The 25,496-nt window shown below is 62.2% G+C and carries 29 protein-coding genes; 10 read left to right on the top strand and 19 right to left on the bottom strand.

Annotated elements, in window-relative coordinates; all coding sequences use genetic code 11:
• Position 1 precedes the first annotated feature (1 nt).
• On the bottom strand, positions 2–1,543 hold the full coding sequence (locus AC3WOY_RS07885) for a 3-hydroxyacyl-CoA dehydrogenase (RefSeq protein WP_492422456.1): 1,542 nt from the start codon (positions 1,541–1,543) through the stop codon (positions 2–4).
• 257 nt (positions 1,544–1,800) lie between these two features.
• Here AC3WOY_RS07885 and AC3WOY_RS07880 point away from each other — a divergent pair, with 257 nt between their 5' ends.
• The 4 genes from AC3WOY_RS07880 to AC3WOY_RS07865 all read left to right on the top strand — a co-directional run bounded on the left by AC3WOY_RS07880 (position 1,801) and on the right by AC3WOY_RS07865 (position 6,791).
• Positions 1,801–2,616, top strand: a complete 816-nt coding sequence (locus AC3WOY_RS07880; RefSeq protein WP_492422454.1) for an IclR family transcriptional regulator — start codon at positions 1,801–1,803, stop codon at positions 2,614–2,616.
• A gap of 148 nt (positions 2,617–2,764) precedes the next feature.
• Positions 2,765–4,435, top strand: a complete 1,671-nt coding sequence (locus AC3WOY_RS07875) for a methyl-accepting chemotaxis protein (protein WP_492422452.1) — start codon at positions 2,765–2,767, stop codon at positions 4,433–4,435.
• Between the two features lie 360 nt (positions 4,436–4,795).
• On the top strand, positions 4,796–5,971 hold the full coding sequence (locus tag AC3WOY_RS07870) for an acetyl-CoA C-acetyltransferase (RefSeq protein WP_492422450.1): 1,176 nt from the start codon (positions 4,796–4,798) through the stop codon (positions 5,969–5,971).
• Between the two features lie 79 nt (positions 5,972–6,050).
• Positions 6,051–6,791, top strand: coding sequence for a beta-ketoacyl-ACP reductase (locus AC3WOY_RS07865; RefSeq protein ID WP_492422448.1), 741 nt, complete (start codon positions 6,051–6,053; stop codon positions 6,789–6,791).
• Positions 6,792–6,932: 141 nt separating this feature from the next.
• Here AC3WOY_RS07865 and AC3WOY_RS07860 read toward each other — a convergent pair whose 3' ends face one another.
• Positions 6,933–7,598: a DsbA family protein gene (locus AC3WOY_RS07860; RefSeq protein WP_492422446.1), complete on the bottom strand. Its 666-nt coding sequence runs from the start codon at positions 7,596–7,598 to the stop codon at positions 6,933–6,935.
• A gap of 320 nt (positions 7,599–7,918) precedes the next feature.
• Here AC3WOY_RS07860 and AC3WOY_RS07855 point away from each other — a divergent pair, with 320 nt between their 5' ends.
• Complete coding sequence (locus tag AC3WOY_RS07855; protein WP_492422444.1) at positions 7,919–8,557, top strand: hypothetical protein; 639 nt, start codon at positions 7,919–7,921, stop codon at positions 8,555–8,557.
• A gap of 13 nt (positions 8,558–8,570) precedes the next feature.
• On the opposite strand, the gene AC3WOY_RS07850 is transcribed toward AC3WOY_RS07855, so the two are convergent.
• Positions 8,571–9,581 carry an SLAC1 family transporter gene (locus AC3WOY_RS07850; RefSeq protein ID WP_492422442.1) on the bottom strand — a complete coding sequence of 337 codons (1,011 nt, stop codon included), beginning with the start codon at positions 9,579–9,581 and terminating at the stop codon, positions 8,571–8,573.
• Between the two features lie 323 nt (positions 9,582–9,904).
• Here AC3WOY_RS07850 and AC3WOY_RS07845 point away from each other — a divergent pair, with 323 nt between their 5' ends.
• The gene (locus AC3WOY_RS07845; protein WP_492422440.1) at positions 9,905–10,456 is read left to right on the top strand and encodes a phasin family protein; all 552 of its coding nucleotides are present in this window, start codon (positions 9,905–9,907) and stop codon (positions 10,454–10,456) included.
• A gap of 44 nt (positions 10,457–10,500) precedes the next feature.
• Here AC3WOY_RS07845 and AC3WOY_RS07840 read toward each other — a convergent pair whose 3' ends face one another.
• Positions 10,501–11,052 carry a carboxymuconolactone decarboxylase family protein gene (locus tag AC3WOY_RS07840; RefSeq protein WP_492422438.1) on the bottom strand — a complete coding sequence of 184 codons (552 nt, stop codon included), beginning with the start codon at positions 11,050–11,052 and terminating at the stop codon, positions 10,501–10,503.
• A 94-nt stretch (positions 11,053–11,146) separates the two neighbouring features.
• Here AC3WOY_RS07840 and AC3WOY_RS07835 point away from each other — a divergent pair, with 94 nt between their 5' ends.
• Positions 11,147–11,494 carry a winged helix-turn-helix transcriptional regulator gene (locus AC3WOY_RS07835; protein WP_492422436.1) on the top strand — a complete coding sequence of 116 codons (348 nt, stop codon included), beginning with the start codon at positions 11,147–11,149 and terminating at the stop codon, positions 11,492–11,494.
• Here the strand turns inward: AC3WOY_RS07835 and AC3WOY_RS07830 are convergent.
• From AC3WOY_RS07830 to AC3WOY_RS07795, 8 genes are all read right to left on the bottom strand, one after another.
• Positions 11,482–12,771, bottom strand: a complete 1,290-nt coding sequence (locus AC3WOY_RS07830; RefSeq protein WP_492422434.1) for a 3'-5' exonuclease family protein — start codon at positions 12,769–12,771, stop codon at positions 11,482–11,484. The genes AC3WOY_RS07835 and AC3WOY_RS07830 overlap by 13 nt on opposite strands.
• Positions 12,772–12,803: 32 nt before the next feature.
• Positions 12,804–13,019 carry an RNA-binding S4 domain-containing protein gene (locus AC3WOY_RS07825; protein WP_492422432.1) on the bottom strand — a complete coding sequence of 72 codons (216 nt, stop codon included), beginning with the start codon at positions 13,017–13,019 and terminating at the stop codon, positions 12,804–12,806.
• 1 nt (position 13,020) lies between these two features.
• Positions 13,021–13,296, bottom strand: coding sequence for a hypothetical protein (locus AC3WOY_RS07820; protein WP_492422430.1), 276 nt, complete (start codon positions 13,294–13,296; stop codon positions 13,021–13,023).
• 40 nt (positions 13,297–13,336) lie between these two features.
• Positions 13,337–14,194 carry a KPN_02809 family neutral zinc metallopeptidase gene (gene ypfJ, locus AC3WOY_RS07815; RefSeq protein WP_492422428.1) on the bottom strand — a complete coding sequence of 286 codons (858 nt, stop codon included), beginning with the start codon at positions 14,192–14,194 and terminating at the stop codon, positions 13,337–13,339.
• A gap of 97 nt (positions 14,195–14,291) precedes the next feature.
• A complete protein-coding gene (gene trhP / locus AC3WOY_RS07810) occupies positions 14,292–15,656 on the bottom strand; it encodes a prephenate-dependent tRNA uridine(34) hydroxylase TrhP (protein WP_492422426.1) in 1,365 nt (454 codons plus the stop codon).
• 82 nt (positions 15,657–15,738) lie between these two features.
• Positions 15,739–16,713: a GGDEF domain-containing protein gene (locus tag AC3WOY_RS07805; protein ID WP_492422424.1), complete on the bottom strand. Its 975-nt coding sequence runs from the start codon at positions 16,711–16,713 to the stop codon at positions 15,739–15,741.
• On the bottom strand, positions 16,713–17,090 hold the full coding sequence (locus AC3WOY_RS07800; protein WP_492422422.1) for a SirB2 family protein: 378 nt from the start codon (positions 17,088–17,090) through the stop codon (positions 16,713–16,715). Before AC3WOY_RS07800 ends, AC3WOY_RS07805 begins: the two co-directional genes overlap by 1 nt.
• 9 nt (positions 17,091–17,099) lie before the next feature.
• Positions 17,100–17,498: a GFA family protein gene (locus AC3WOY_RS07795; protein WP_492422420.1), complete on the bottom strand. Its 399-nt coding sequence runs from the start codon at positions 17,496–17,498 to the stop codon at positions 17,100–17,102.
• A 251-nt stretch (positions 17,499–17,749) separates the two neighbouring features.
• Between AC3WOY_RS07795 and AC3WOY_RS07790 the strand changes: the two genes are divergently transcribed.
• Positions 17,750–18,001 carry a hypothetical protein gene (locus AC3WOY_RS07790; RefSeq protein ID WP_492422418.1) on the top strand — a complete coding sequence of 84 codons (252 nt, stop codon included), beginning with the start codon at positions 17,750–17,752 and terminating at the stop codon, positions 17,999–18,001.
• Positions 18,002–18,102: 101 nt separating this feature from the next.
• On the opposite strand, the gene AC3WOY_RS07785 is transcribed toward AC3WOY_RS07790, so the two are convergent.
• Genes AC3WOY_RS07785 through AC3WOY_RS07770 form a run of 4 tightly spaced genes read right to left on the bottom strand, consistent with a single transcriptional unit; the run spans position 18,103 to position 19,865 of the window.
• Positions 18,103–18,717, bottom strand: coding sequence for an alpha-ketoglutarate-dependent dioxygenase AlkB family protein (locus AC3WOY_RS07785; RefSeq protein WP_492422416.1), 615 nt, complete (start codon positions 18,715–18,717; stop codon positions 18,103–18,105).
• Positions 18,718–18,729: 12 nt separating this feature from the next.
• On the bottom strand, positions 18,730–18,948 hold the full coding sequence (locus tag AC3WOY_RS07780; protein WP_492422414.1) for a DUF1653 domain-containing protein: 219 nt from the start codon (positions 18,946–18,948) through the stop codon (positions 18,730–18,732).
• The gene (locus tag AC3WOY_RS07775) at positions 18,945–19,370 is read right to left on the bottom strand and encodes a PaaI family thioesterase (RefSeq protein WP_492422412.1); all 426 of its coding nucleotides are present in this window, start codon (positions 19,368–19,370) and stop codon (positions 18,945–18,947) included. Before AC3WOY_RS07775 ends, AC3WOY_RS07780 begins: the two co-directional genes overlap by 4 nt.
• A 60-nt stretch (positions 19,371–19,430) precedes the next feature.
• On the bottom strand, positions 19,431–19,865 hold the full coding sequence (locus tag AC3WOY_RS07770; protein ID WP_492422410.1) for a MarR family winged helix-turn-helix transcriptional regulator: 435 nt from the start codon (positions 19,863–19,865) through the stop codon (positions 19,431–19,433).
• A gap of 145 nt (positions 19,866–20,010) precedes the next feature.
• Here AC3WOY_RS07770 and AC3WOY_RS07765 point away from each other — a divergent pair, with 145 nt between their 5' ends.
• The gene (locus AC3WOY_RS07765; protein ID WP_492422408.1) at positions 20,011–21,075 is read left to right on the top strand and encodes an alpha/beta fold hydrolase; all 1,065 of its coding nucleotides are present in this window, start codon (positions 20,011–20,013) and stop codon (positions 21,073–21,075) included.
• Here AC3WOY_RS07765 and AC3WOY_RS07760 read toward each other — a convergent pair.
• Positions 21,072–21,986 carry a helix-turn-helix domain-containing protein gene (locus AC3WOY_RS07760; protein ID WP_492422406.1) on the bottom strand — a complete coding sequence of 305 codons (915 nt, stop codon included), beginning with the start codon at positions 21,984–21,986 and terminating at the stop codon, positions 21,072–21,074. The genes AC3WOY_RS07765 and AC3WOY_RS07760 overlap by 4 nt on opposite strands.
• 196 nt (positions 21,987–22,182) lie before the next feature.
• Between AC3WOY_RS07760 and AC3WOY_RS07755 the strand changes: the two genes are divergently transcribed.
• Positions 22,183–23,073, top strand: coding sequence for a DMT family transporter (locus tag AC3WOY_RS07755; RefSeq protein WP_492422404.1), 891 nt, complete (start codon positions 22,183–22,185; stop codon positions 23,071–23,073).
• A gap of 15 nt (positions 23,074–23,088) precedes the next feature.
• On the opposite strand, the gene AC3WOY_RS07750 is transcribed toward AC3WOY_RS07755, so the two are convergent.
• Positions 23,089–23,697 carry a general secretion pathway protein GspB gene (locus tag AC3WOY_RS07750; RefSeq protein WP_492422402.1) on the bottom strand — a complete coding sequence of 203 codons (609 nt, stop codon included), beginning with the start codon at positions 23,695–23,697 and terminating at the stop codon, positions 23,089–23,091.
• 3 nt (positions 23,698–23,700) lie between these two features.
• Positions 23,701–25,383, bottom strand: a complete 1,683-nt coding sequence (locus tag AC3WOY_RS07745) for an AAA family ATPase (protein ID WP_492422400.1) — start codon at positions 25,381–25,383, stop codon at positions 23,701–23,703.
• Positions 25,384–25,496 lie beyond the last annotated feature (113 nt).

The following is a 25,496-nucleotide window of genomic DNA, read 5'->3' as shown; positions in this document are numbered from 1 at the left end:
ATCAGATCTCCTTGTGATGTAGGGACAGGCCGAGCATCGCGCGCCGTTGCAGCCATGGGCTGGGGCGGTAGCGGGTGTCGCCGGTCTGGTGTTCGAGGTTCTTGAGAATGGCCAGTACGGTCGCCGCTCCGATCTGGTCGCCCCAGGCCAGGGGGCCGATGGGATAGCCGAGGCCGAGCACGACCGCGCGGTCGATGTCCTGCGGATCGGCGATCTGTTGCTGCGCTATCTCGCAGGCGATATTGACGATATGGGCGACCACGCGCTGCGTGACCAGTCCGGCGCTGTCGCGGATGACGCTGACGGGGATGCCGGTGGCGCCGAACAGGCCGCATGCCATCGCAAGGTACGCCGCGCTGGTGCCCGGATTTGTCATCACCACCCGGCGGCGGCTGAGGTCGAGCAGGCTTTCGACCGCGACGGTACGCGATGCATCGAGGCTTTCGCGCACGCAGCAGGTGGTGGCATCTTCCCCGAGCGGCGTGACGATGCACAGCGCTCGGTCGCTGGGACGTGCACCCGATTCGACCAGCACGCCGGCTGCGGCGGCGAGGACGGAAATGCGTTCCGCCAGTTCAGGCCGCTCCTGGCTGAGCCAGACGCTTTCCGGACGCTGGCTCGGCTGGGCCGGTTCGGCGACGGCTTCCTTCTTGCCGTCCGCGCCGTAGCGGTAGAAACCATGGCCGGCCTTGCGGCCGAGTGCGCCGGCGGCGAGCATCTGGCGCGTCAGCACTTGCGGCCGGAAACGCGGTTCTTCGTAGTACTGGCGATAGATCGATTCCATGACCGGATGCGACACGTCCAGGCCGGTGAGGTCGAGCAGTTCGCAGGGACCGAGGCGGAAGCCGGCGGTGTCGCGCAGGATGGCGTCGAGCACCGGCACGCCGCAGATGCCTTCGGCCAGCAGACGCAGGCCTTCGGTGCCATAGCCGCGCCCGGCATGATTGACGATGAAGCCTGGCGTGTCCTTGGCGAGCACAGCCGTGTGCCCCCATTGCCTGCCCAGCGCGAGGAGATAGTCGGTGACGTCCGGCCGTGTCAGGAAGCCGCCGATGATTTCGACGATCTTCATCAGCGGCACCGGGTTGAAGAAGTGGAAGCCGGCAACGCGCTCGGGATGCCGGAGGCCGGCGGCGATGGCGGTCACGGAGAGCGACGAAGTGTTCGACGCGAGGATGGCGCCGGCATCGACAATGCCTTCCAGCGTGCCGAAGAGCGACTTCTTCGCCGCCAGGTCTTCGACGATGGCCTCGACCACGACATGGCAGGAACGAAGCTCGTCCAGCCCCTTGCAGGCGACCAGCCTGCCGCCCGCCGCATCGGCCGCAGCGGCATCGAGCTTGCCTTTCTCGGCCAGCTTGCCGAAGGTCGATAGGAGTTCGTCGCGCGCTGCCTGCGAGGCGCCCTCCCGGCTGTCCACCATGTATACCGTTGCGCCGGCCAGAGCGGCAATCTGGACGATGCCGCGGCCCATGACGCCGCAGCCAATCACGCCGACATTCAGTTCCTTTGCGCCCGGTGGCGGGGGAAATCCGTTTTGCATTCTGGCTCTCCAGATATGTTTAATTCTGCACAGTGGAATTAAATACTCTAAAATGGAATTGTGGTCATTTCAAAAGCCCGTGTCAAGGGCGCGTAAAATTGGCGTGTTCTGCGATGCAGGTATGAATTCCGAAAATATTGCTTTTGAAACACCCCTATGCGAGCATTCGCATCCACGGGCTGCGCGAGAGCGAGATCGCTCGCAATGGAAGCCGGGTTTGCCGGATAATCCCGCAGTCGAATCGAGAGAGCAGTTACATGGCGCAGGAAAACTACGAAGACCAGGAAGATCCCGTATCCGAGGCAAAGCAGTCCAATGCAAAGGAAGACCGTCACTTTGTCACCGCGCTCGCGCGCGGCCTCGATGTGCTGTCCTGTTTCCGCTCGGGTGAAAAGACGCTTGGCAACCAGGAACTCGCCGAACGGACCCGGCTCCCGAAATCCACCATTTCGCGCCTGACCTATACCCTGACCAAACTGGGCTACCTCGACTACGACGACCACATCGGCAAGTACCGGCTCGGCACGGCCAGCCTGGCGCTGGGCAGCGCGATGCTCTCCAAGCTCGACATCCGGCAGTACGCCCGCCCCTACATGCAGGAGCTGGCGGACTTTTCGCGCGCCACGGTGTCACTTGGCATGCGTGACCGGCTCAGCATGATCTATATAGAGAACTGCCGCAGCGAAGCCGCGCTGACCCTGCGGCTCGACGTCGGCGCGCGCATCCCGATCGCGCAGACCGCCATGGGCCGCGCCTACCTCGCGGAAACCACGCCCGCCGAACGCAACGATATCCTCGAGCGCGTCCGCGAACTGGATGAAATCAAGTGGCCCTCCGTCCGCGACGGCGTCATGCGCTCCCTCGAGGAATATTCGACACGCGGCTGCTGCACCTCGTTCGGCGACTGGCAACCCGACGTGAATGCGATCGCGGTCGCCTTCCGCCCGGCCAACGGGGGCGCCATCCTCAGTATCAACTGCGGCGGTCCTGCCTTCAACCTCGCGCCCGAATTCCTCCTTGGCGAAGTGAAGCCTCGCTTGCTGGCGCTCGTCGACCGGCTGCAGCGCGGCTGACCCCGTCCGGAACCGTTTCCTGCACCGAATTTTCGTCGGCGCAGCACCCGATTTTTCACGCAATCTCCTGTCGCTGCACTGTTAGAGTCCAATCTCGCACGGCAAGTCTTGCCTTGCGACAACGACCAGCCAGCAATCGGGAGACCGCATGAAGCTTCGCAGCCTGCGTATCGGTACGCGCCTTGCCATTGGATTCGGAATCATCCTCGCGATGCTGGTCATCGCGCTCGGGGCGGACAGCTTCGTCAGCGCCCGCAACCGCGAGGCCATGATCGCCGGCCTGGAAGTGAGCAATGCCAAGAGCGCCCTCGCGGGCGACATCAAGGGCGCCTTGCTGGAAGGCGGCATCGCGATGCGCAACATCGGACTGCAATCCGACCTGGGCGCCATGAAGAAGGAAGAGCAGAAGGTCATGGCCCTGCGCCAACGCTTCACCGAGGCCCGCGACAAGCTCACTGCGCTCGGCCTCGACGACACCGAGAAAAAGATCCTCGCCGACCTCAGCCGCCTGGAACAGGAGACGGACGCCCCGTTCAAGGAAGCGATCCGCCTCGTCACCGCCTTCAATAGCGAAGATGCGATCAAACTGATCACGACCAGGATCGATCCGCTCAACCAGCAGGCATTGGCAGAAATCAACAAGCTGGTCGACATCCAGCAGGCGACGGCGCATCGCGTGCTCGACAACACGGTCGAATCCGGCAGGCAATTGATGGCCATGCTGTTTGTCATCGGCGCTGTTGCACTGGCGATAGGCGGCGCCTTCGCATGGATGCTGACGCGCAGCATCATCCTGCCCCTGCAGGATGCCGTGCTCGTCGCGCGCCGCGTGGCGGCAGGCGAACTTGCCTCGCAGGTGGACGCGACCGGTTCCGATGAAGTCAGCCAGTTGCTGCAAGCGCTGCATGACATGAACGGCAGCCTGCAGAAAATTGTCGGCGAAGTCCGGACCGGCACCGAGTCGATATCCGTCGCCTCGCGAGAGATCGCTTCCGGCAACGCCGACCTGTCCTCGCGTACCGAAATGCAGGCAAGCGCCTTGCAGGAGACGGCCAACTCCATGGGACAGCTCACGAACATCGTCAAGCAGAATGCAGGAAGCGCGCGGGAAGCAAACCAGCTGGTGATCTCCGCATCGGGCATTGCCGCAAAGGGCGGCGAGGTCGTGGGCCAGGTGGTCGGCACGATGGGCTCGATCAAGGATAGTTCGCGCAAGATCGTCGACATCATCGGCGTCATCGACGGCATCGCCTTCCAGACGAATATCCTGGCGCTCAATGCCGCTGTCGAAGCGGCACGCGCCGGCGAACAGGGCCGCGGTTTCGCTGTCGTCGCGGCCGAAGTGCGCAATCTTGCGCAGCGTTCGGCAAGCGCTGCAAAGGAGATCAAGCAACTGATCAGCGATTCGGTGGAGAAGGTCGACACCGGCGGCAAGCTGGTCGACCAGGCCGGCAAGACGATGGACGACATCGTGAATGCCGTGACACAGGTTGCCGACCTCATGCGCGAAATCACTGCCGCCAGCGAAGAGCAGAGCGCCGACATCGAAGAAGTCAACCGTGCCATCGCGCAGATGGACGAGATGACCCAGCAGAATGCGGCGCTTGTCGAACAGGCCGCTGCTGCCGCACAAAGCATGCAGGATCAGGCCGCGGTGCTCGAGAAGGCTGTCGCGGTCTTCAAGATGGATACCTTGCCTGCGCCGGCATCCACTGTGATGCAAAGCGTGGCAAACGTGGTCCCGCTCACGCCGCAGCCGCAAGTGCTGCGCAGGTTGCCGGTCGCCGCGCTTGAGGACAATGCGTTGTCAGAGGCCTGACCTGCTGCGCACACCAAGCGCACGACACCCTTTAAGTTGCCGTACGGCACCACTTCTCTTCAGGCTTCATCAAGCCGTCATCGAGCCTTGAAATAATGCAGGCCATGCGCCTGCATTTTCATTTCCTGTGGGCTTGCTTCTTGCTATAGTGACCATATTGTCCGGTACACGAACGCATACCGTTTCGCGAATGCGCGTTCATGTTTTGGTGTCTCTGAACGCGTTGAGTAAGATCAAACGAAACACAGGGGCGCGGCGCTATGATGAACGGCCTTGCAGCCTGTGCTGTCCAAGCTCATTGCGCCGTGCAGATGCCGGGCAGGCTTGCTGTATTTTTGTTGTCCTCAAGGGAGATTTGAAATGAATGAAGTCGTCATCGTCGCAGCTGGCCGTACCGCAGTAGGCAAGTTCGGTGGAACGCTGGCCAAGGTCGCCGCGGCGGACCTGGGCGCGCATGTGATCAAGAACCTGCTGGCCAAGTCCGGCATCGCGCCGGAACTGATCAGCGAAGTGATCCTCGGCCAAGTGCTCACCGCAGGTGTGGGCCAGAACCCGGCACGACAGGCGGTGATCAAGGCCGGCCTGCCTGACATGGTTCCCGCGATGACGATCAACAAGGTCTGCGGCAGCGGCCTGAAGGCTACCCATCTCGCCGCACAGTCCATCCTGTGCGGTGACGCCGAGATCGTGATTGCCGGCGGCCAGGAAAACATGAGCGCTTCGCCGCACGTGCTGAACAACTCCCGCGACGGCTTCCGCATGGGCGACGCCAAGCTGGTCGACACCATGATCGTCGATGGCCTGTGGGACGTGTACAACCAGTACCACATGGGCATCACCGCAGAGAACGTCGCGAAGAAGTACAGCGTGTCCCGCCAGGAGCAGGACGAGTTCGCCGTTGCCTCTCAGAACAAGGCCGAAGCCGCGCAAAAGGCTGGCAAGTTCAAGGACGAGATCATCCCCCTCGAGATTCCTTCCAAGAAGGGCGCCATCGTGTTCGACACCGACGAGTTCATCAAGCCGGGCGTCACCATCGATTCCATGTCCAGCCTGAAGCCGGCATTCGCCAAGGACGGCACCGTCACTGCAGGTAACGCTTCCGGCATCAACGACGGCGCTGCCGCCGTCATCATGATGTCCGCGAAGAAGGCAGACCAGCTCGGCCTCAAGCCGCTGGCCCGCATCAAGGCGTACTCCTCCGCCGGCGTTGATCCGACCATCATGGGCATGGGCCCGGTTCCGGCATCGCAGCTCTGCCTGAAAAAGGCCGGCTGGACGCACCAGGACGTCGACCTGATGGAAATCAACGAAGCCTTCGCTGCGCAAGCGATCGGCGTGAATAAGGAAATGGGCTGGGATACCAGCAAGATCAACGTCAACGGCGGCGCCATCGCCATCGGCCATCCGATCGGTGCGTCCGGCTGCCGCATCCTCGTGACGCTGATCCACGAAATGATTCGTCGTGATGCCAAGCGCGGCCTCGCAAGCCTGTGCATCGGCGGCGGCATGGGAGTAGCGCTCGCCATCGAGCGTTGATAAGAAACGCGGCTGCCCGCAAGGGCAGTTGCTGGGGAAGTTTCAATCAAAATCAATCTTCAAGAAGAGAGAGTAGAACATGGCACGAGTTGCATTGGTTACGGGTGGTATGGGCGGTCTGGGGGAAGCGATCTGCATCAAGATGGCAGCCCTCGGTTACCAGGTTGTGACGACCTATTCGCCGGGCAATACCAAGGCGGCGGAATGGCTGTCGTCGATGGAGGCGCAGGGTTTCAAGTTCCGCGCCTATCCTTGCGACGTCGCAGATTTCGATTCCGCACAGAACTGCATCAAGCAGATCGCCGAGGAAATCGGCCCGGTCGACGTGCTGGTCAATAACGCAGGCATCACCCGCGACATGACCTTCAAGAAGATGGACAAGGCTAACTGGGATGCGGTCATGAAGACCAACCTGGATTCGGTCTTCAACATGACCAAACCGGTGTGCGACGGCATGACCGACCGCGGCTGGGGCCGCATCATCAACATCTCGTCGGTCAACGGCCAGAAGGGCGCCTTCGGCCAGACCAACTACTCCGCGGCCAAGGCCGGCATGCACGGCTTCACCAAGGCGCTGGCGCTGGAAGTGGCGCGCAAGGGCGTGACGGTCAACACCATCTCCCCGGGTTACATCGGCACCAAGATGGTCATGGCGATCCCGAGCGAAGTGCTGGAAAGCAAGATCATCCCGCAAATCCCGATGGGCCGCCTGGGCAAGCCGGAAGAAGTGGCAGGCCTGGTTGCCTACCTGGCTTCCGATGAAGCAGCCTTCCTGACCGGTGCAAACATCGCCATCAACGGCGGTCAGCACATGTATTGATGCGAACGGCGATCGCCTGCGGGCGATCCCAAATGGCGCAGACGACCGCACGGTTTCTGCGCCATTTTTTTTGCATCGCACTGCATCAGTGCAAAAAAACGGGGCCTTCAAGGCCCCGTTGCATTGGTGTCGCTGGCAGGATCAGGCCGGTGTGCCGCCTGCCGGCTGACCGTCCGTTCCTTCCACCAGTCCGAGCAGCAGTTCGATCAGTCGCGGCATGGCGACATAACCGGTCGTCACGAGGTCCAGCTCCGAGCCGCGTTCCAGCACGAGCGTCGGGAAAGCCTTGAGCTCCCATTTTTCCGTCAGCAGGAAATCGTCGTTGGTACCCTTGACGGCAATGTCGGAGTTCCAGGTGGCAAGGAAAGTCGCTTCATCGACCGGATAGCCTTCTTCCGCGAGCGCCTTGCAGGCGATGGAGGCCAGGACTTCACCCTGGGTCGTATCCTTGCCTTCGGAGAAGAACATGCGCTGGATTTCATGGAATACGTACAGGCTGGCCTGCGGTGCGAGCTTGCGTGCCGTGACTACGGCGCGGCATGCCGGCTCTGTGTCGTAGGCAAAATCTTCCTTCGACAGGATGTCATAGGAGAACGGCAGTCCTGTTTCCCTGGACACCCGTTCCCATTGCGCCTTCAGTTCCGCGCGGCGTTCCGCCGAAATGACGTTCTTGTTGTAGGGGCGCAAGCCGCCGACCACCACATCAACCGGCAATCCCGGTACGCCTTCCAGCAGTGCGGCGAGTTCCGGGCCGAAGCCGTAGGACCATGCGCACATCGGGTCAGCTATGTAAATCAGCCTCGACATAGTTCTTCTCTCTTGAGTTTGGTTGTTGGGCAAGGATATCCAGCTTCGATGTTATCCCGGCTGTCCCTGGCAGCGAGCACCGAGCAGCCATCAGTTTACCGGCCATTTCTCGGGATGCAGCGCAATTGCCTGAACTTATCACCCTCGAATTGCTCTATCCGCGGTGACAACTTGATATCCCCCCTGTTTTTTTGCAGGCCGGGTTCTACACTGAGAGCATCAGATCACACCCGTTTTCGGAGAGTTTTATGCGGAGCGACTACTTCCAGAAATTTGGTTCAGGAGACGACGAGGCATTTGAAAAACAGCGCAGGGATGCGATGCGAACGATCGAAGGGCACGGCAAGCGCGACGCGGCCGAGCTGGCCGACATGACCGAAGGGGAACGGGCCAAGTGGTTTTTCTGGAACCTGCATGAAAACCTGGAAGAGTTCCGCAAGCTGGAGCCCACGCTGATCGGCCAGGTCATGTGTACGCAGCTCACCGTCACCGACGGCCTGTCGATGGCCACCGAAAAGGTCGGGATGGAAAAGAAGATCGAGCTCAACTGCCGCTGGCATTTGCGGCTGGCCTATTCCACCTACAAGAATGAAGAGGCCCACCTGATCGGCGACGGTTCGGTGGATCTTTCCGTCTCCAACACGCTGCCCTCGCATCCGCCGCTGCAGAAAAACCAGAAGGGCTACCTCGACTCCGACAGTTCGCTGTATCCCAACCAGCTCTACCTCTACGGCTGGGTCACCGAGCCGGTGTGGGAAGAGATCAAGCAGCACCTCTACCAGCCTACGCCCAACTGCCACACCGATCTCGTATTGCGAGACAACTGCCTGTTCCCGGTGAAGAGCGGCTTCGGCTTCGTCGCCGGTCCTCCAGGGTCTGTAGGCATCACCAACGTCGAGTTCCGCGTGTCGTCGCACTCCATGGAACGGCGGCAGAACCGCCGCACCGAGACGCTCTGAAGCTGGCGCGCTTTCACTCCGCTGGAAGGAACCGCCCCTGAAGCAACAGGATGGCCGTGCGCAGCACGAGGAAGGCAATCGCCGCGGATGCCGTCAGCAGGGCCGCAATGCCGATCCACAACGGCCAGCCGCCGCGATGTACCGCTTCGAGGACCACGCTGGCCAGTGCGGCAAGCGGGAAGGAGAACGACCAGAAGCCAACGGAGAAGGGCACGTTGCGCCACCAGTGGTAACGGGCCATCACGCCGACGAAGGGGGCGATGCATATGCCCAGTCCGATCATCAGCACTTCGGCGGGCAGTTGCGGCCAGATGACGGCAGCCGTCAGCGTCGCGATGGCCGGCGGTGCGAGTTCCACGCCGATGGTGGGCCGCAGCGGTTCAGGCATGGGACCTTCGAAGAGCTTGCTGAGGATGCGCGCTTCCAGCAATGCCCAGCCGGAAAGCCCGGTACCGAACAGCATGGCAGCCCAGCCGGAAAAACCGAGCGTGGCAAGGGCCATGCCGCCCACGAGCGCGCCGCCGACTACCGGCAGATAGAGTGCAGGCGTGATGGCGTTGGCCGGCATCTGGCCGGTCGCCAGCGTCGCCACCACGCGCAGGGCAATCAACAGGTGCAGGCCCAGCGCTGTCAACGCGAGAACAAGCCATACGCCCTGTGCGGGCTGTTGGAACTGAATGACCGCGAGGAGAACGGACAAGGGGAGCAGCGCCTGCAGCGACCCCTGCACGGGATGCCTGTATTCGCGCTTGACGGACTGCGGATGCCGTTTGCACTTGATGGCATACAGGATGAGCGACACGATCCAGATGGCGCTCACCGGCCAGATCAGGGCCGCGGCGATGTCGCCGGCGATTTCCCATCCGAACACCGCGGCCCGGCGCCACGCGCCCACGAGTCCGAACAAGCCGACCGAAATGGCGAACAGGCCTACCGGCAACCGGGCCAGCCATGACGAGCCCTGAGGACTCTGGTTCGTTCCGAAGAGGTAATACAAGCGTGCGCGTGGATTCTCGTTATCCATCTGTCCTTAGCCTCAATCGATCCAAGGTACCGGATACGTTTCCCTGGACGCCTCCGATACGGGCAATATGAATTTCATATTAGCCCGAATCCGCATGTTTGGCTGGAAAACCTATGGATATTGCAGAGACATGCAGAGCATGATTCTTGAGCGGTGACGGGAACTTTTTCATTTTGTTACCCCTTGCTGCACTTTTTCCTGCAATGCACAAATCAACGCTTGAACTCCCACGACAGCATCTCTAAAATAGTCGATGTTGCTCTGCAACAAATTTGGTAAGACATTTTGTCACTACCACCCGAATTCCGTTTTTTGGAGATGCCATGTTCCCGATTCAAGACCAGATTTCCGTAGCAACCAAGGCCAACCTCGAAGCCAACCTCGCGCTGTACAGCTCGCTGACCAACAAGACACTCGAAAGCGTCGAAAAGCTGATCAACCTGAACCTGACCGCCGCGCGTTCTTCGATGGAAGAGTCCCAGGCTGCTACCCGCCAGATCCTGGCCGCGAAGGACCCGCAGGAATTTTTCTCCCTCGTCGCAGCACAGGCAAAGCCGAACCTCGACAAGGTCGTTGCCTACGGCGGCCACCTGACCACCATCGCCAACAGCACCCAGGCTGAATTCACCAAGGCCGCCGAGTCGCAGATGGCCCAGTTCAGCCGCAAGGTCACCGAACTCGTCGAAGAAGCTTCGCAGAAGGCGCCGGGCGCCGACGGCGTGCTGGCGATCTTCAAGAACGCCATGGGCAACGCCAGCAGCACCTACGAGCAGTTCACCAAGACCGCCAAGCAGGCTGCTGAAGCCGTGAACGCCAGCGTCAACGGCACCGTGACCCAGTTCGCGCAGGCCGCGACCGCACAAGCCAAGAGCTAAGCATCAGGCTGGACGAAAAAGCGGGCCGCATGCGGCCCGCTTTTTTATGCCTTGCCGAAGCGTGCGGCGTATGGCTCAGGCGCCAGGCGGCAGGCATTGACCATGTATGAAATCGTCCGGTAGTAACCGGCCAGCGCGACCAGTTCGAGCAATTGCTCGTCGCTGAACACGGCTTTCAGTTCTGCCCACAGCGCGTCCGATACTGTGGCGCCGCCATGCAATTCGTCTGCCATCCGCAACACCAGCCGGTCGCGCGAACTCCAGCAGTCTTCCTTGGCGTCGGTCACGGTCGCCGCCACCTGCGCTTCGATCAAGTCGGCCTTCTGTGCAAAAAAGGCCACGTGCACGCCCCATTCATACTCCGCTCCGCAGCGCGCGCAGGTACGCAGGATCATCAGTTCGCGATCGCGGAGAGTAATTGCGCCCTTGTCGAGCAGGCCGCCGGCAAACATGCGCTGCAGGACGCGCGGGCTGCGAGCCATCGTGCGGAACAGCGTGAGCGGTTCGACACCCGGCGGCATGATGCGGGCAAATGCCTCGGCGATGGCGGGTTCGTAGGGCGGCTCCGCGGGGGAAATGCGTGGATCGGTCATCATCTTGCTCCTTCATGTCGTGTGGAATCGGCATCCTTCTGGACTGGATGCTACGTTTACTGTAGCATATTGCTACTTTATCTGTAGCGGAGGCACCATGGCTTTGCCGAAACCGGGAGCGCCGGTCAGGGGATCGAAAACAGGCCGGCCGATCATGGCCTTGCTCGACCTGCTGGGACGGCGATGGGTATTGCGCATCCTCTGGGAACTGCGCGACGTCCCGCTGACGTTCCGCGAACTGCGCGAACGCTGCGACGCGATGTCGCCCACCGTGCTCAACCAGCGCCTGCGCGAGTTGCGCGACACGGAGATCGTGGTGCTGGAAGAACCCTACGGTTACGCATTGAGCAAGCAGGGCAGGCAGTTGCTGGAGGCGCTGATGCCGCTGCAGCGCTGGTCGGAACAGTGGCAGAAGAAGCTGGCGAAGGCGGATCAGGAAAGCTGACGGACTTCCACCTTCCCTTGCGCGATGGCGCGCGAGAGGATGCGGTAGGTATCGAATTCGAATGAGGACTGTCCGCGCTGGGCGGACAACGCGTCGATGTCTCGCGCCGTCCCGAGCCAGTGCCAGCAATCGACGAGATGGAAGTCTTCACGCCCATCGCCACCCTGTTCGACCACGGCGACCGGGCCGGCATAAGGCCAGTTCACCAGCGGCAGGGAAGAGAGCGCACGCTGCAGACGCTCACCGTCGATCGCGCGTGCGTTCATGTTGATGCCATTCTTTTCCGCCAGTGCAGCCAGGGCCATTTCTGCTTTCTGCCGCGACGTGAACATGCCGTGGCATGGCGCTCCGCTTGCAAAGCCGGGATCGCAGGCAAAGACGAGCTCAGGCCTCCCTTCGGCGATACGCCACGCGCACACGTCCGCCTCTGTCGGCCGGCCGATGCTGGACGGCGGCTGCAACCGTCGCATGAGGCGCGCTTCCAGCAGTTGCGCCCCGATGTCGCCGGCTGTCTCGAACCACTCGAACCGGCGCGCTTCCTTCGCCAGGTCCGCATCCTTCTTCGACGGCTGCTCGCCGTGGAAATGGGCAAGCACGCGCACGCGCAACTGGGCCGCCCGTGCGATGTACAGCGCCTTGTCTCCCGCGCCATAGAAGACGTACACGCCCGGCGTATCCGGCAGGTCATCGAACATGTCCGGATCGAGATGGACGGGCAGGTTGGGCCGCTGGAGCAACTGGCGGGCGATTTCCCTGAGTCTGTCGCCGGCGATCGTCCGCTCGAGCAACTGCCAGTATTGCCACAGGACTTCGGCATCGCCCAGGGCGCGGTGGCGCGCGTCGGTAGTCAGGCCGTGGCGCTCGACCAGCGCGTCGAGGCCATGGCTGATGATGTCGGGGAACAGCTTGCGCGACAGCTTGAGCGTGCACAACACTTCGCAGCGAAAAGTCTTGCCCAGGCGCTTGAACTCATTGCGCAGGAAACCGTAGTCGAAGCGTGCATTGTGCGCGATGAACAGTCCACCCTGCAGGCGCTGCAGCAACTCCTCCTGCACCTGGGCAAAGGTCGGCGCATCCTTCACCATCTCGTCCGAGATGCCGGTGAGTCCGACAATGAAGGGCGGTATCGGTACCTGCGGATTCACCAGTACGGACCAGCGTTGCACGCCATCCTTGCCGGCCTCGACGATGCCGATCTCGGTGATGCGATCGGTCATCGGATTCGGCCCGGTGGTTTCCAGGTCGATGAAGATCAGTTTGCCGTATTGCTCGATCATGGCCGCCTCGATCCGGCAGGGGACGCGTGTCCTCAGCCCTGCACGCGGATACGGATGTCGCCGATGGTGACGGTCTGGCCGCTACGGATCTTGGCCGTCTTGCGCAGTTCCTGCTTGCCGTCCACAGCCACCTCGCCGGCGGCAACAATGGCCTTGCCCGCGCCGCCGCTGTCGCAGATGCCGACAAGCTTGAGCAGCTGGTTCAGTTCGACGTATTCGCCATCCAGTTCGAAATCGACGGTTTGCATGTCAGGCTCCCAGGGTTTGCGTTGCTTTGTCCAGCCACACCGACAGGTTGGCCTGCAGGTCTTCCTGGCTGAAGGAGCAGCTTTCCTCGGTGAACAGGCTGCCGGCCTCCATGCGGCCGAGCAGGTCTTCCATCACCTGGCCGTAACGTTGCGGCAGCGCGCCGAGAAGAGCGGATTGCGCGCGCCATGCCTGGCAAAATGCCTGAGTAGTAATGCGCTTGTGCTGCAGGTCGTCAAGCGAAGTGCGCAGGGTCTGGAGTGCGAGTGCGTGGGACATGGAAAGGCGGGATGGAAATGAATGCCTGCATTGTATCGGATCAGAGCTGCCGCGCCTCGAAGGTATTGCAGTCGGTGACCTGTCCGTTCTTGATCCCGGTGGTGAACCAGCGTACGCGCTGGGCGGAAGTGCCATGCGTGAACGAATCGGGAATCACCTCGCCTTGCGCTTGCCGCTGGAGTGCGTCGTCGCCGATGGCACTGGCGGCGTTGAGTGCCGCCTCGACGTCGCCGGATTCGAGGATGCTGCGCGCGCGGTCAGCATGATGCGCCCACACTCCGGCGAAGCAATCGGCCTGCAGTTCGAGCCGGACCGACAGCGCATTCCCCTGTGACTGCGACATGCGGCGGCGTGCCGCATCGACCTTGCCGGTGATGCCCATCAGGTGCTGCACATGGTGCCCGACTTCGTGCGCGATCACGTACGCCTGTGCAAACTCGCCCGATACCTTGAAGCGCTGCTGCATCAAGCGATAGAAGCTGAGGTCGATGTAGATTTTCTGGTCGCCCGGGCAATAGAAGGGACCGGAGGCGGATTGCCCGGTTCCGCAGGCAGTCGGCGTGCTGCCGGAAAACAGCACCAGCTTCGGACGTGCGTAGGACGCGCCCTGCGAACGAAAGAGTTCGGTCCAGGTGTCTTCGGTATCGGCCAGCACCGTGGAAACGAACTTCGCCATCTGGTCCGTTTCCGGCGGGCGCTGCGCAGGGACTTCCTGCACGGACGGCATGCCGCCGCCGGTCAGCACATTCAGGACGGTTGTCGGGCTGACGCCTAGGAAATACGATACGACGAGCGCAATGACGATGGTGCCGAGTCCGACCGACCGTCCGCCGAATCCTCCGCCCGCACCACGGCGGTCTTCCACGTTATCGCTTTCGCGATTGCCTTCCCATTTCATGTTGCGCCTCCGGTGTTTTTCGAAGAGGGAGAGCAATAAGCATACGCGCCCCGGACGTGAGGCGCATCGCGGGAACGAAAGTCAGCAGCGGAAATTCTTACAGCAGGCGTGCAAGCAATGCCTTGTCGAAGCGCGCATCCAAGGGGATGCGGACACGATGCCCGCTGCCGGCCGCGACGGTCAGCGGCGTGCCGTCTTCGGCAAGCATTTGCGCGAGGGTGAGGACTTCGTTGCCGCCCGGATGGATGACTTCGATCCGGTCGCCGACGGAGAATCGATTCTTCACCTCCACATCCGCCCAGCCGTCGCGTACGGCTTGCACATCGCCAACATAGTGGCTGCGATGCACTTCGGAAACGCCGCTCATGTAGTTCTGGTATTCCTGCGTATGGTGGCGCTGGTAGAAGCCGTCGGTGTAGCCGCGATTGGCAAGGCCTTGTAGTTCGCCGAGCAATTGCGTGTTGAACGGACGCCCGGCAACCGCATCGTCGATCGCGCGGCGATAGACCTGGGCCGTGCGCGCAACGTAATAGAGCGACTTGGTGCGGCCTTCGATCTTCAGCGAGTCGACGCCGATCTTCACCAGGCGCTCGATATGCTCGACCGCGCGCAGGTCCTTCGAATTCATGATGTAGGTGCCGTGCTCATCCTCCAGCACCGGCATCAGTTGTCCCGGACGCCCCGCTTCCTCGATCAGGTAGGGACGGTCGGCCAGCGGATGGCGCGGCGCATCGCCGAGCGCGGAAAAGGACTGGTTCGCTTCTTCCAGCGCCTGCTGGTAGTTGAACTTGATCGTCTCGACCGGCACGCGCGCGATGTCGCCGGACGCATCTTCCGATGCATTCATCACCTTGTAATCCCAGCGGCAGGAGTTGGTGCAGGTGCCCTGGTTGGCGTCGCGGTGGTTGAAGTAGCCGGACAGCAGGCAGCGGCCCGAGTAGGCGATGCACAGCGCGCCGTGCACGAAGACCTCCAGCTCCATGTCGGGGCATTGCTGGCGGATCTCCTCGATCTCGTCCAGCGACAGCTCGCGCGACAGGATCACGCGGGTCAGGCCCATGCGCTGCCAGAACTTGACGTCGGCCCAATTGACCGCGTTCGCCTGCACCGACAGGTGGACCGGCACGTCCGGCCATTTGTCGCGCACCAGCATGATCAGTCCGGGATCGGCCATGATCAGCGCGTCCGGCTTCATCGCGATCACCGGTTCCATGTCGCGCAGGTAGGTCTTCAGCTTGGCGTTGTGCGCGAAGATATTGCTGGCGACGAAGAACAGCTTGTTGCGCGCATGCGCTTCGCCGATGCCGGTCGCCAGTGCGTCCAGCGTCGAGAATTCGTTGTTGCGCGCGCGCAGGCTGTAGCGCGGCTGGCCGGCGTAGACGGCATCGGCGCCGTAGTCGAAGGCGGCGTGCATCTTGGCGAGGGAGCCGGCGGGGAGCAGGAGTTCGGGAGAGCGGGGCATGGCGGATCGTGCGGTGGGTGCAGAACCCGCCATTATACTGAACGCACCCGGGGCGGCAGGGGCTGTTGCCTGACTGGCAAGGCTACAGCGCCACGCGGTTGCGGCCGTCTTCCTTCGCGCGGTACAAGGCCGCATCCGCGGCGGAAATCAGGGCTTCGGCATTCTGTTCCGGTTCCAGCGTCGCTACGCCGAACGAAGCGGTGATGTGCGGCAGCGGCCTGTGCATTTCGCTGAAGACCACCGCCTGGCGCAGGCGCTCGCACAGGCGCTGGGCCACCATCAGCGCGCTGGTCTGCTGCGTGTTGGGGAGGATGACGATGAGTTCCTCGCCGCCGAAGCGCGCGGCAAAGTCGGTCGGCCGCAATCCGGCGCTGATGACCTTGGAGGCTACCTGCAGCGCATGATCGCCCGACACGTGGCCGTGCTGGTCGTTGAACTGCTTGAAGTGGTCCAGGTCCATCATGATGACCGACAGCGGGCTGTTCACGATGTGCGCGTTCTCGATCATGCGCTGCAGGTTGTCGTTGAGCCAGGCGCGGTTCTGCAGGCCTGTGAGGCCATCGACCATTGACAGCTGGCGATAGAATTCGCCGACCTTCTGGCGGCGCCGCAGCTGCGCGTTGGCCGCGCGCACGCGGAAGGACAGCAGGCGCAGCAGGTTGCGGGCGACATTGTTCGATTCATCGACCAGTTTCCAGAGAATGTCCGCATCGATGACCAGTACATCCGACTCGACGCGCGCCGTGATCCGCTCCGACGAGGCTTCCTCGTCCAGCACTGACAATTCGCCGACGCATTCGCCGGGAAGCACCTTGGTCGCCGTGCCATCGAGGCGTGAATCGCGCATATCGACATGGGTCACGTCCAGCGCGCCCTGCAAAACGACGAACAGGCGCCCGCCCTTGTGCGACCAGTCCTGCATGGCCTGGTGCGCACCGATGCGGACCACCGGACAATTCGCGATCAGTGCGGCAATCTGTTCTTTCGGCGCACCTTGAAAAAGCTGGATGTCGGCAATGCCGTAGGCCGATGTGCCGAAGGTGGTGATCTGTTCCACTAGGCGACCTGCTTGGTGAGCGCCAGCTTGACGATGTAGCCGAAGATCAGCAGCGCAGCCACAAAAGCGCCGGCACGGATGCCTTTGGTCTTGCCGCGTTTGAGCGCCGCCGCGCCGACGATGATGTAGGCCACCACCGCGATCACCTTGGCGGTCAGCCACGGTACAACGAACGGGTATTGCGCGCTCCACACCACCATGGTCAGTGCGCTGGCAAGCAGGACCGTGTCGATGATGTGGGAGCTGCGGTCCAGCATGGTCTTCGGTGCCGGAACGCCGTCCGGACGCCGCAGCATGAGGATGCCGCGAATGAGGAAGAGGGTGCCGCTCAGTGCGGCAAAACTCATGTGGAGGTGTTTCAGCGCGAGATAACTCATTGTCTTGTGTCAGGACCCGCTTACCGATTGCGGCAGGCCGTCGTTGATCTGGTACCAGCTGGCTTTCGAGCCGGCGAAGATATGTTTCTGTTTCGGTTGTTCCAGCGAGGTGTCCAGCGTGCCAAGCGCGATGCTCATCCATTCCGGATGCGCGGCGTCGCTGTACCACTGCAATGTCGAACCGCAATGCCTGCAGAAGGTGCGTGTCACCGGCGACGACGAGTGATAGGTCGCCACGGCATCTTCGCCTTGAATGAAGCGGAAGCCGCTGCGCGGGACGGTGCCGTACGAACCGAATGCGGCGCCGTGCGCCTTGCGGCACATCGAGCAGTGACAGTGCGTAATCCGTTTGATCTCGGCGTCGATCTCGTACCTGACCGCGCCGCATAGGCAGCTACCCTTGTGCATGCCTCCTCCCGTCAACAAGCCAAGAAATCCTCCGCATTCTATCAACGTCCGCAAGAAGTCTGGCCTCGGTGGGGGAAAAACGGACAGAAACCGACATGACAAAGGCAGCAACATTCCCCCTTGGCATTGAAATATGAAAATTCAAATATTCACAAGTCGAATGTCAGTTATCTGAAATCGCAATTGGAATAATAACTGGGGCCTGCCTACACTGTGTCCATGCAAGAATTTTTTATCGAGAGGAATGAATCATGGCAACCCTGACAATCGCAACCCCGACCGCTGGCTCGATCGGTTCGAGCTATGCACAGAACGTCGGCCGCGCCGCGCGTGCACTGCTGGCTGCGTTGTTCACCGTCACCCCGCGTGTTGAGCAGCCGGCGAAAGTTCGCAAGGCTGACGCAGATATGTCCCTGATGCGCCTGTACCGCATGTCCGGCTCCGATTCCGTGATGCCGAACCTGGCACAGGAACTGGACATGATCGCCAAGCGCCAGGCGTAAGTTTTACCCGTCGTATTGCCACCCAGCGAGCGACGCTCCAGGAGCAAGCGGTTTAGGCACCGCCTGCTTCGTAAATTGGCGGTCCCCGTGGGCCGCCTTTTTTATTGCCGGATTAACCGGAACGTCAGGTTGATGCGCGGCCCGCGCGCTTGGCGTTCCTTCATCACGGCATGCTGCCAGCAATGCTGGGTCTTGCCTGCCATCAGCAGCAGGCTGCCATCCGAGAGGTCGAGCAGCAAGGGTTTCAGGTCCTTGCGCGACCGGTGCCGGAGGCGAAAGGTTCGACTTTCCCCCAGCGAGAGCGAGGCGATCACCGGGCAGTTTCCCAGTTCCGGTTCGGCATCGCTGTGCCATCCCACGCTATCGTTTTCATCCCGGTACAGGTTGAGCAGGACGCTGTTGAAGCGGTTGTCCGTCGCCGTTTCCACATCCGCCTTGATGCGCAGGAGTGTCTCCGTCCAGGGATGTGGCGCCAGTACCACGCCGGAATAGGAATAACCGCTGCCCGGATCGCCGTACCACGCCGACAGTCTCGGCTGCAGGTGCTGCTTTCCCCACAGCGTGATGATCTCCTGTTGCCAGGGCGTCTCGTCCAGCAGGCGCTGCATGAAGGCGTCCGTATCCGGCTTGCGGTAAAAGACTGGCAATACGCGCAGATCGGCATCGGGGGCCGGGATCGTTTCCCATCCGCCGGGTGTGTCGAACAGCGCGTCCATCTCTGTATCCCGTCAGCCGATCTTGCGGAAGCGCGGCACCTGCCTGCCTTCCACCGTGACTGACTCGAAGAACATGGCGGCGTTCCGGTGCACAAGCTGCGGCCAGTCGGTTTCGTACAACGGCCGGTAGACGACGCAGGCTTCGTTTGTTTCCGTGTTGCGCGACAGGCCGAGGACGAAATATTTCTTGCCCTTGTAGTGCTCGTAGATGCCGGGACTGATGTCGGTCATGATGCGCGCGGATACAGAATCATCTGCGTGCAGCGGAAGGTCGCCATCAGCTTGCCGGTATCGCGGTGCTTCACCAGCGCATCCCACACCTGCGTGTTGCGTCCGCCATGCACCAGTTTCGCCTCGCATTCGATGATGCCTTCGCGAGCGGTGCCGAGGAAGTTGCTCTTGAGCTCGATGGTGGTGAAGCTGGCCGCGCCCTCCGGCAGGTTCGCGATGCAGCCATAACCGCAGCTCGTGTCGGCCAGCGTGACGACGGTTCCGGCATGCAGGTAACCGTTGGGGGCGAGATGGTGTTTCTGGACCGCGAGCTCCATTTGAATCGCGTTCTTGTCCACGCTGTTGACCTTAATCCCAAGCAATTCGGGCAGGTAGCCGATGCCGCGCTGGTTGAAGGATTCGGCGTCGAGTGTGTGTCCCATGCATTGTCCTTGTTGATTGAAAAAAGGCCCGCGCAAGGCAGGCCGGGAGATTCATTGCGGTCAGGCGGCGGTTTCGGTGGATTTCTGCACCAGCTGGAACACGGATCGGGTGAGCTCGTCGAGGTCGACATCGCTCATCATCTCCGCGAATTCCACTTGCGCCTTTTTCCATAGCGGAACGGCCTCCTGGACGCGTGCCTTGCCTTCCTCGGTCAGCGACCAGTGCCGCTCGCGCCTGTCTTCGCCCGGCGTCGAATCGATCCACTTGCTGTCGTGAATGATCTTCAGTGTGCGCGTCAGGGTGGTGCTGTCCATCACAAGCGCCTCGGCCATCTCGCCGGTCGTGAGGCCGGGAAAGCGCGAGAGCAGGCGCAGGATGCTGAACTGCGTGATCTTCACGCCGGACGGCTTGAGTGCCTTGTCATACATCTGCGTCACGACACGGGAGGCCTGACGGATGGAAGCGCAGTAACACGGAAGCTTGAGGGGTTTCACGGCATCTTGGTGAAATGGGGGAGGATTAAATATATATGCATATACATTTAGGTGTCAAATGCAGCGATATCGCTGGCATCAACATTGAACTTCCCGCGGATCATGTGCTTCCAACAACTCCACTCAATAGCAGGAGGAATAAAACATGGACTATGCGACCAGAGAAGAAATCCGATATGACACGAGGCAATCCGCAGTGCGCGCCCGCGCCAGGCCTCGCCGCAACACAACCCTGCTGGCTGTCGGCGCCGCCCTTGCCGCCGCTGCTTACGTCGTCCGCCAGCGCACGCGCGAAGTCGAGAGTGACAATCCGCCGGCCGGAAAGTTTGTGGAAGTCGATGGCATTCGCCTGCACTATGTCGAGCGCGGTTCGGGGCAACCCGTCGTGCTGCTGCATGGCGACGGCAGCATGATCCAGGATTTCGAGATCAGCGGCCTGATCGACCTGGCGGCGAAAAATTATCGTGTGATCGCCTTCGACCGGCCCGGCTATGGCTACAGTGACCGTCCGCGCACCACGATCTGGACGCCGCAGGCGCAGGCCACGCTCCTGCATCATGCGCTGGACCAGATCGGTGTATCGCAACCCATCGTCGTGGGACACTCCTGGGGAGCGCAGGTGGCAGTCGCACTGGGGCTGGATTATCCCGATGATGTGAAGAGCCTGGTCCTTCTATCGGGCTACTACTATCCGACGCCGCGGCTCGACGTGCCGCTGCTGTCGCCGCCGGCAATACCGGTGATCGGCGACCTGCTGCGTTACACCGTCTCGCCGCTGATCGGACGCATGATCTGGCCGATGATGAAGAAGCGTCTCTTCGCGCCTGCAGAGGTGCCGTACAAGTTCGACGCACGCTTCCCCGTATGGATGACACTGCGTCCTTCATCGCTGCGCGCTACAGCGGCAGAAACCGCGCTGTTGATTCCAGCCGCCTTCGCCCTGCGGCACCGCTACCACGAACTGACCATGCCGGTCGTGATCATGGCCGGCGACGGCGATACCCACCTGGACAGCCGGGTCCATTCCGAACAGCTGCATCGGGAGCTGCCCCATAGTACTTACCATGTCACGCACGGCGCAGGCCACATGCTGCATCACTTCGCGCCGGATGAAGTCATGAGCGCGATCGACCAGGCCGCCACCGCGCTCGGCGCAGAGCAGCGCGGCGAGCACAGGCATATCTTCCCGGCGCCGGCGCAGGCGATTTAATGGGAAATGATCTGGCGGTACTGGCGCGGAGAAACGCCGACAGCTGCGCGGAAGCGATGGCTGAAGTGACTGAGGTCGGCATAGCCGCAGGCATCGGCGACTTGCTGCAGCGGCAGTCCGGTTGACTTCAGCAGCTGCCGCGCGCGTTCAAGACGGCGTTCGGCGATCCAGGCATGCGGCGGCATGCCGAAGGAAATGCGGAACATGCGCGCGAAGTGGTATTCGGACAGTCCTGCCGTGTCGGCCAGCATCCCGAGCGTGATGTTGCGGCCGAGGTGGGCGTCGATGTATTCCGCCAGCCGCCGCCTCACTCCGGGAGCGACACCGCCTTTCATAGGCATGTTGTGCAGCGGCCTCGATTGCGAGCGGAGCAGGTGGCTGAGCGTTTCGTGCACCGTTTCGTTCGCGCGCAGCAGGTCGTCCGGTCCGTTCCACGGCATCTGTTCAAGCGTGGCGCACAGGTGCGCAATCTGTGCGTGCTCGAAGTAGGTGCGATCGGCGAGCGTCAGCTCGCGCGGTTCACGATCGAGTTCCTGTATCGCGCGCCGCGTGAAATGCTCAGGAAGGAAATACACATGCAGGAAGCGGAGGCGGTCGCGTACGACCCAGCGTGATTCATGGTCGTCGGGCAGCGTGCAGAGACGCCCGGGACTGCCGTACATGCCGGGCAATTCATTGCGTTCGGTCCGGTAGCCGCCGCCGAGGTAATACGAGAGGGTATGGTGACCGGGGCGGATGTAGGCCGTCTCTTCTTCATCCGTCTGGCGGTGCCAGATGGCGACCGCAAGATCGTCGCCCAGCCAGGCAAAACGCTCCAGCTCCGCGTTCGTTCCGCGCAGCGTGTTGAACACCGCGTGCGTGATGCGCGTGGGCGGCGTTTCAGGGGCGTAAAGTCGGGGGCGGTCGGGCATGACTGCGCAAGGGCTGGTTCCAGGATTGCACTTTATCACTTCCCGTCAAACGCTGCGGACAGCCGCTTGCCGCTGCCGGAAAATGCGCAAGATCAGACAAGTTCAGGGGGCGAACCGGGAGGATTCCGCAATTCCGGACAAGTCATCCCGGTCCGCAAGCGTGATGATGATGGCATCAAAACCGCAGGCCCCCCGCATGAACACTTTCCTTTACACCTTGACCGTCCTCATCTGGGGATCCACCTGGATTGCCATCAAATGGCAGCTCGGCGTCGTCCCGGCGCCGGTATCCATCGCTTACCGTTTCTGGATCGCGGCAGTCGTCCTGCTGTTCGTGCTGGCGGCCATGCGCAAGCCGGTCATGCCGCCGGCGCGCGCGTGGCGTTACCTGCTGGCGCAAGGCGTGGCACTGTTCTGCTGCAATTTCCTCTGTTTCTATTACGCCAGCCAGTGGGTGCCGAGCGGTCTTGTGGCTGTGGTGTTTTCGACAGCGCCCCTGTGGAATGCGATCAACGGACGGATATTCCTGGGCAGGCCCATGCAGCCGCAGGTGGTCGTCGGCGCCTTGCTCGGACTGGCAGGGATTGCAATGTTGTTCCTGCCGCAGATGCGCGGACACTGGGGGGATGGCGCGATGCTGCAGGGTCTCGGCCTTGCTCTCCTGGGGACGCTGTTCTTCTCCACCGGTAACCTGCTGTCCAGCCGCATGCAGGCGATCGGCCTGACGCCGTGGCTGACCAATACCTGGGCGATGTTCATCGGCGCCAGCGTGCTGACGCTCGTCGGGATCATGCTCGGCATGCCGTTCGATATTGAACCGACTGCACGCTACATCGGCTCGCTGCTCTACCTGGCGATTCCGGGATCGGTGATCGGCTTTACGGCCTACCTGCTGCTGGTCGGACGGATGGGACCGGACAAGGCGGCGTACTGCACGGTATTGTTTCCGGTGGTGGCGCTGACGATCTCGACCGTGTTCGAAGGCTACCAGTGGAACGCGCTGGCCTTCGCCGGGCTCGCCTGCGTCCTGGCGGGGAACCTGCTGGCATTCCTGCCGATGCGTCCCCGGCTGCGGGTGGCGGCCTAAGATACTGAACAGGCTCTAATAGCCTCGGCGGTAGCGATAGCCCTTGTAGTTGAGGACCATCCCCGACGGCGTCATTTTTTCCAGCACGAGGCCGGGGGCGGCTTCGTCGCCCTCGCGCAGCAGCCGGTTGTTGACCAGCACCGAGCGGTCCGCCTTGTTTCCTGAATAGATGTAGCCGCCCACGGCCAGGGCCGGGATTTCACGCTGGATCTGGGCGGGCAAGTCCTGCAGCGAGCCGACTGCAGGTTCAGGTGCAGGGGCCTTGGCCGCCTTGGGCTCCTCGGGCGGCGGGCTGCGTTTCTTTTCGGCGGCTTTTTTCGGTGCAGGCTTTTCTTTCGGCCTTTCCGGTTCGGCAACCGTCGTGTCGGGTATGACAGGCGGAGCCGCCAGGGCGACAGGCGCCGGCGGCACCGGTTGTACCGGTTCGTCGCGGCTCACCGAGAACCATGCGGTGCTCGCAAGCGTGACGGCCAGTGCCGCCAGCGCTGCCCAGGGCAGGGGGCGTCGCCAGGGGGGCGGGGTCTTTGACGCCGCAGCAAGCGGCGGAAGGAACGAAGCCGCCTTGTGGACGACGCCATTGCGTTCGGCTTCAGCTTTCTTCAGCGCTTCGAGGATATAGGACATGCGTCACTCCCCCGACGTGCGTTCAACCAGGCGCGGCTCGTCGACGCCGGCTGCACGGTTGATATGCATGGCCGTGACCGGACCGATGACGCCGTCCACGAACAGGCCGTGCGCTTGCTGGAAGTGCCTCACCTGCTTCAGCGTTTTCGGGGTGAAGGGCTGGTTCGGCCCGGGCGCGCTGCTTCCGCTGAGTTTCGCCAGTTCGGTGGCGAACCAGTCGACCGCCGGGCCGCGGTCGCCGGTCTCCACCGTATTCTCGAATCCGTCCGGTGCACGCCAGAACGTGATGAACTCGCCGCGAAAGAAGCGGGCAAGCGAAACCAGTCCCAGCTCCTGCCGCGCATCTCCCGCGCGCAGGCGAACGGCGTTGTCGGAGAGCGCGGTCAGCATCGCATAGAACGGGCGATTGGCCTGGTCATACAGTTTGAGGATCGCCGGCCGGTCGAGCTGGCGCAACTCGGCGATGCCGCCGTTGCTCCTGTGGCAAAGGACGTGGCGTGCACGCGCGGCGTCGCAGGGATTTTCTTCCGTCAGCGTCAAGCCCCAGAACCGGCCGAGCTGGCGGATTGCTTCCGCTTCGTCACGCAGTCCTGTCCGGGAAGCGCCGGTTTTTTCCACAAGCATGCCCTGGGCGGGTTCTTGTGCGGACTTGCCGGCGACGGGCTCCGGTGTCCGGTCTTCGCTCGCGCGGATTGCGGGCGCCGTGTCAATGGCAACAGGTTCGGCGGACGGAGATGCTGTGGCAGTCCATTTGGCATGACCCGACTTCAGCCAGCCGCCGTCATTCAGGAACCATGCGGTTGCGACGAGGGCCATGCCTGTGACGAGCGACAGGATCGAAGGCCATGTGCGGACTGCCTTGCGCTCCGCCTGCTGGTGGATGAACAGTTCGCCGGCCGCTTCCTCGACGGTCGTGCGATCGACCTCATGCGTTCCCTTCGCATAGGCGCCGAGCAGCGCGCGGTCGCAGAGCAGGTTGATCCTGCGCGGAATGCCAGCGCTCAAGCGGTGGATATGCTTCATCAGCGGCTGCTGGAAAGGCGAGGCCGTGGTCAGGCCGGCCGTGGCCATGCGGTGCTGGACGTAGCTCGCCGTTTCGTCTTCGGACAAGGCCGTCAGGTGGTAATGCGCGATGACCCGCTGTGCGAGCTGCTCCAGTTCGGGGCGTGCGAGCATGGCGCGCAATTCCGGCTGGCCGATCAGGATGATCTGCAGCAGCTTGCGTTCATTCGTTTCCAGGTTGGTCAGCAGGCGCAACTGCTCCAGCACATCGGCCGACAGGTTCTGCGCCTCGTCAATGACGAGGACACTGTTCCGGCCATCCGCATGCGCGGCGAGCAGGAAGCGGTTGAGCGCATCGATGTAATCCTTCACGCCCGCGGCAGGCTTGTCGAGCGGGATGTGGAATTCCTCGCACACCGATTGCAGCAGTTCGACGACGGTCAGCTTGGGGTTGAAGATGTAGGCGACATTGCAGTTGGCCGGCACCTGTTCGAGGAAGCAGCGGCAAATGGTGGTCTTGCCGGTGCCGATGTCTCCGGTCAGCAGCACGATGCCGCCGCCCGCATCCACGCCGTACAGCAGGTGCGCCAGCGCCTCGCGGTGACGCTCGCTCATGAACAGGTAACGCGGGTCGGGCGAGATCGAAAACGGGGCCTGTGCCAGCCGGAAGAATTTGGTGTACATGGCGACGCATTATGAATCGTGGCCCAAGGCTACCACAAGTGCCCGCACGGCAATCTGAGCGGCAACAAGCCCGCTTCCGGTCCCTGCTAGAATGGCTCGTCGCACTCCCTCAA

It is taken from the genome of Noviherbaspirillum sp. FW303-A3, from assembly GCF_058788695.1.
Note: the sequence above shows the minus strand (reverse complement) of the source record. Positions and strands in the feature narration are given on the sequence as shown.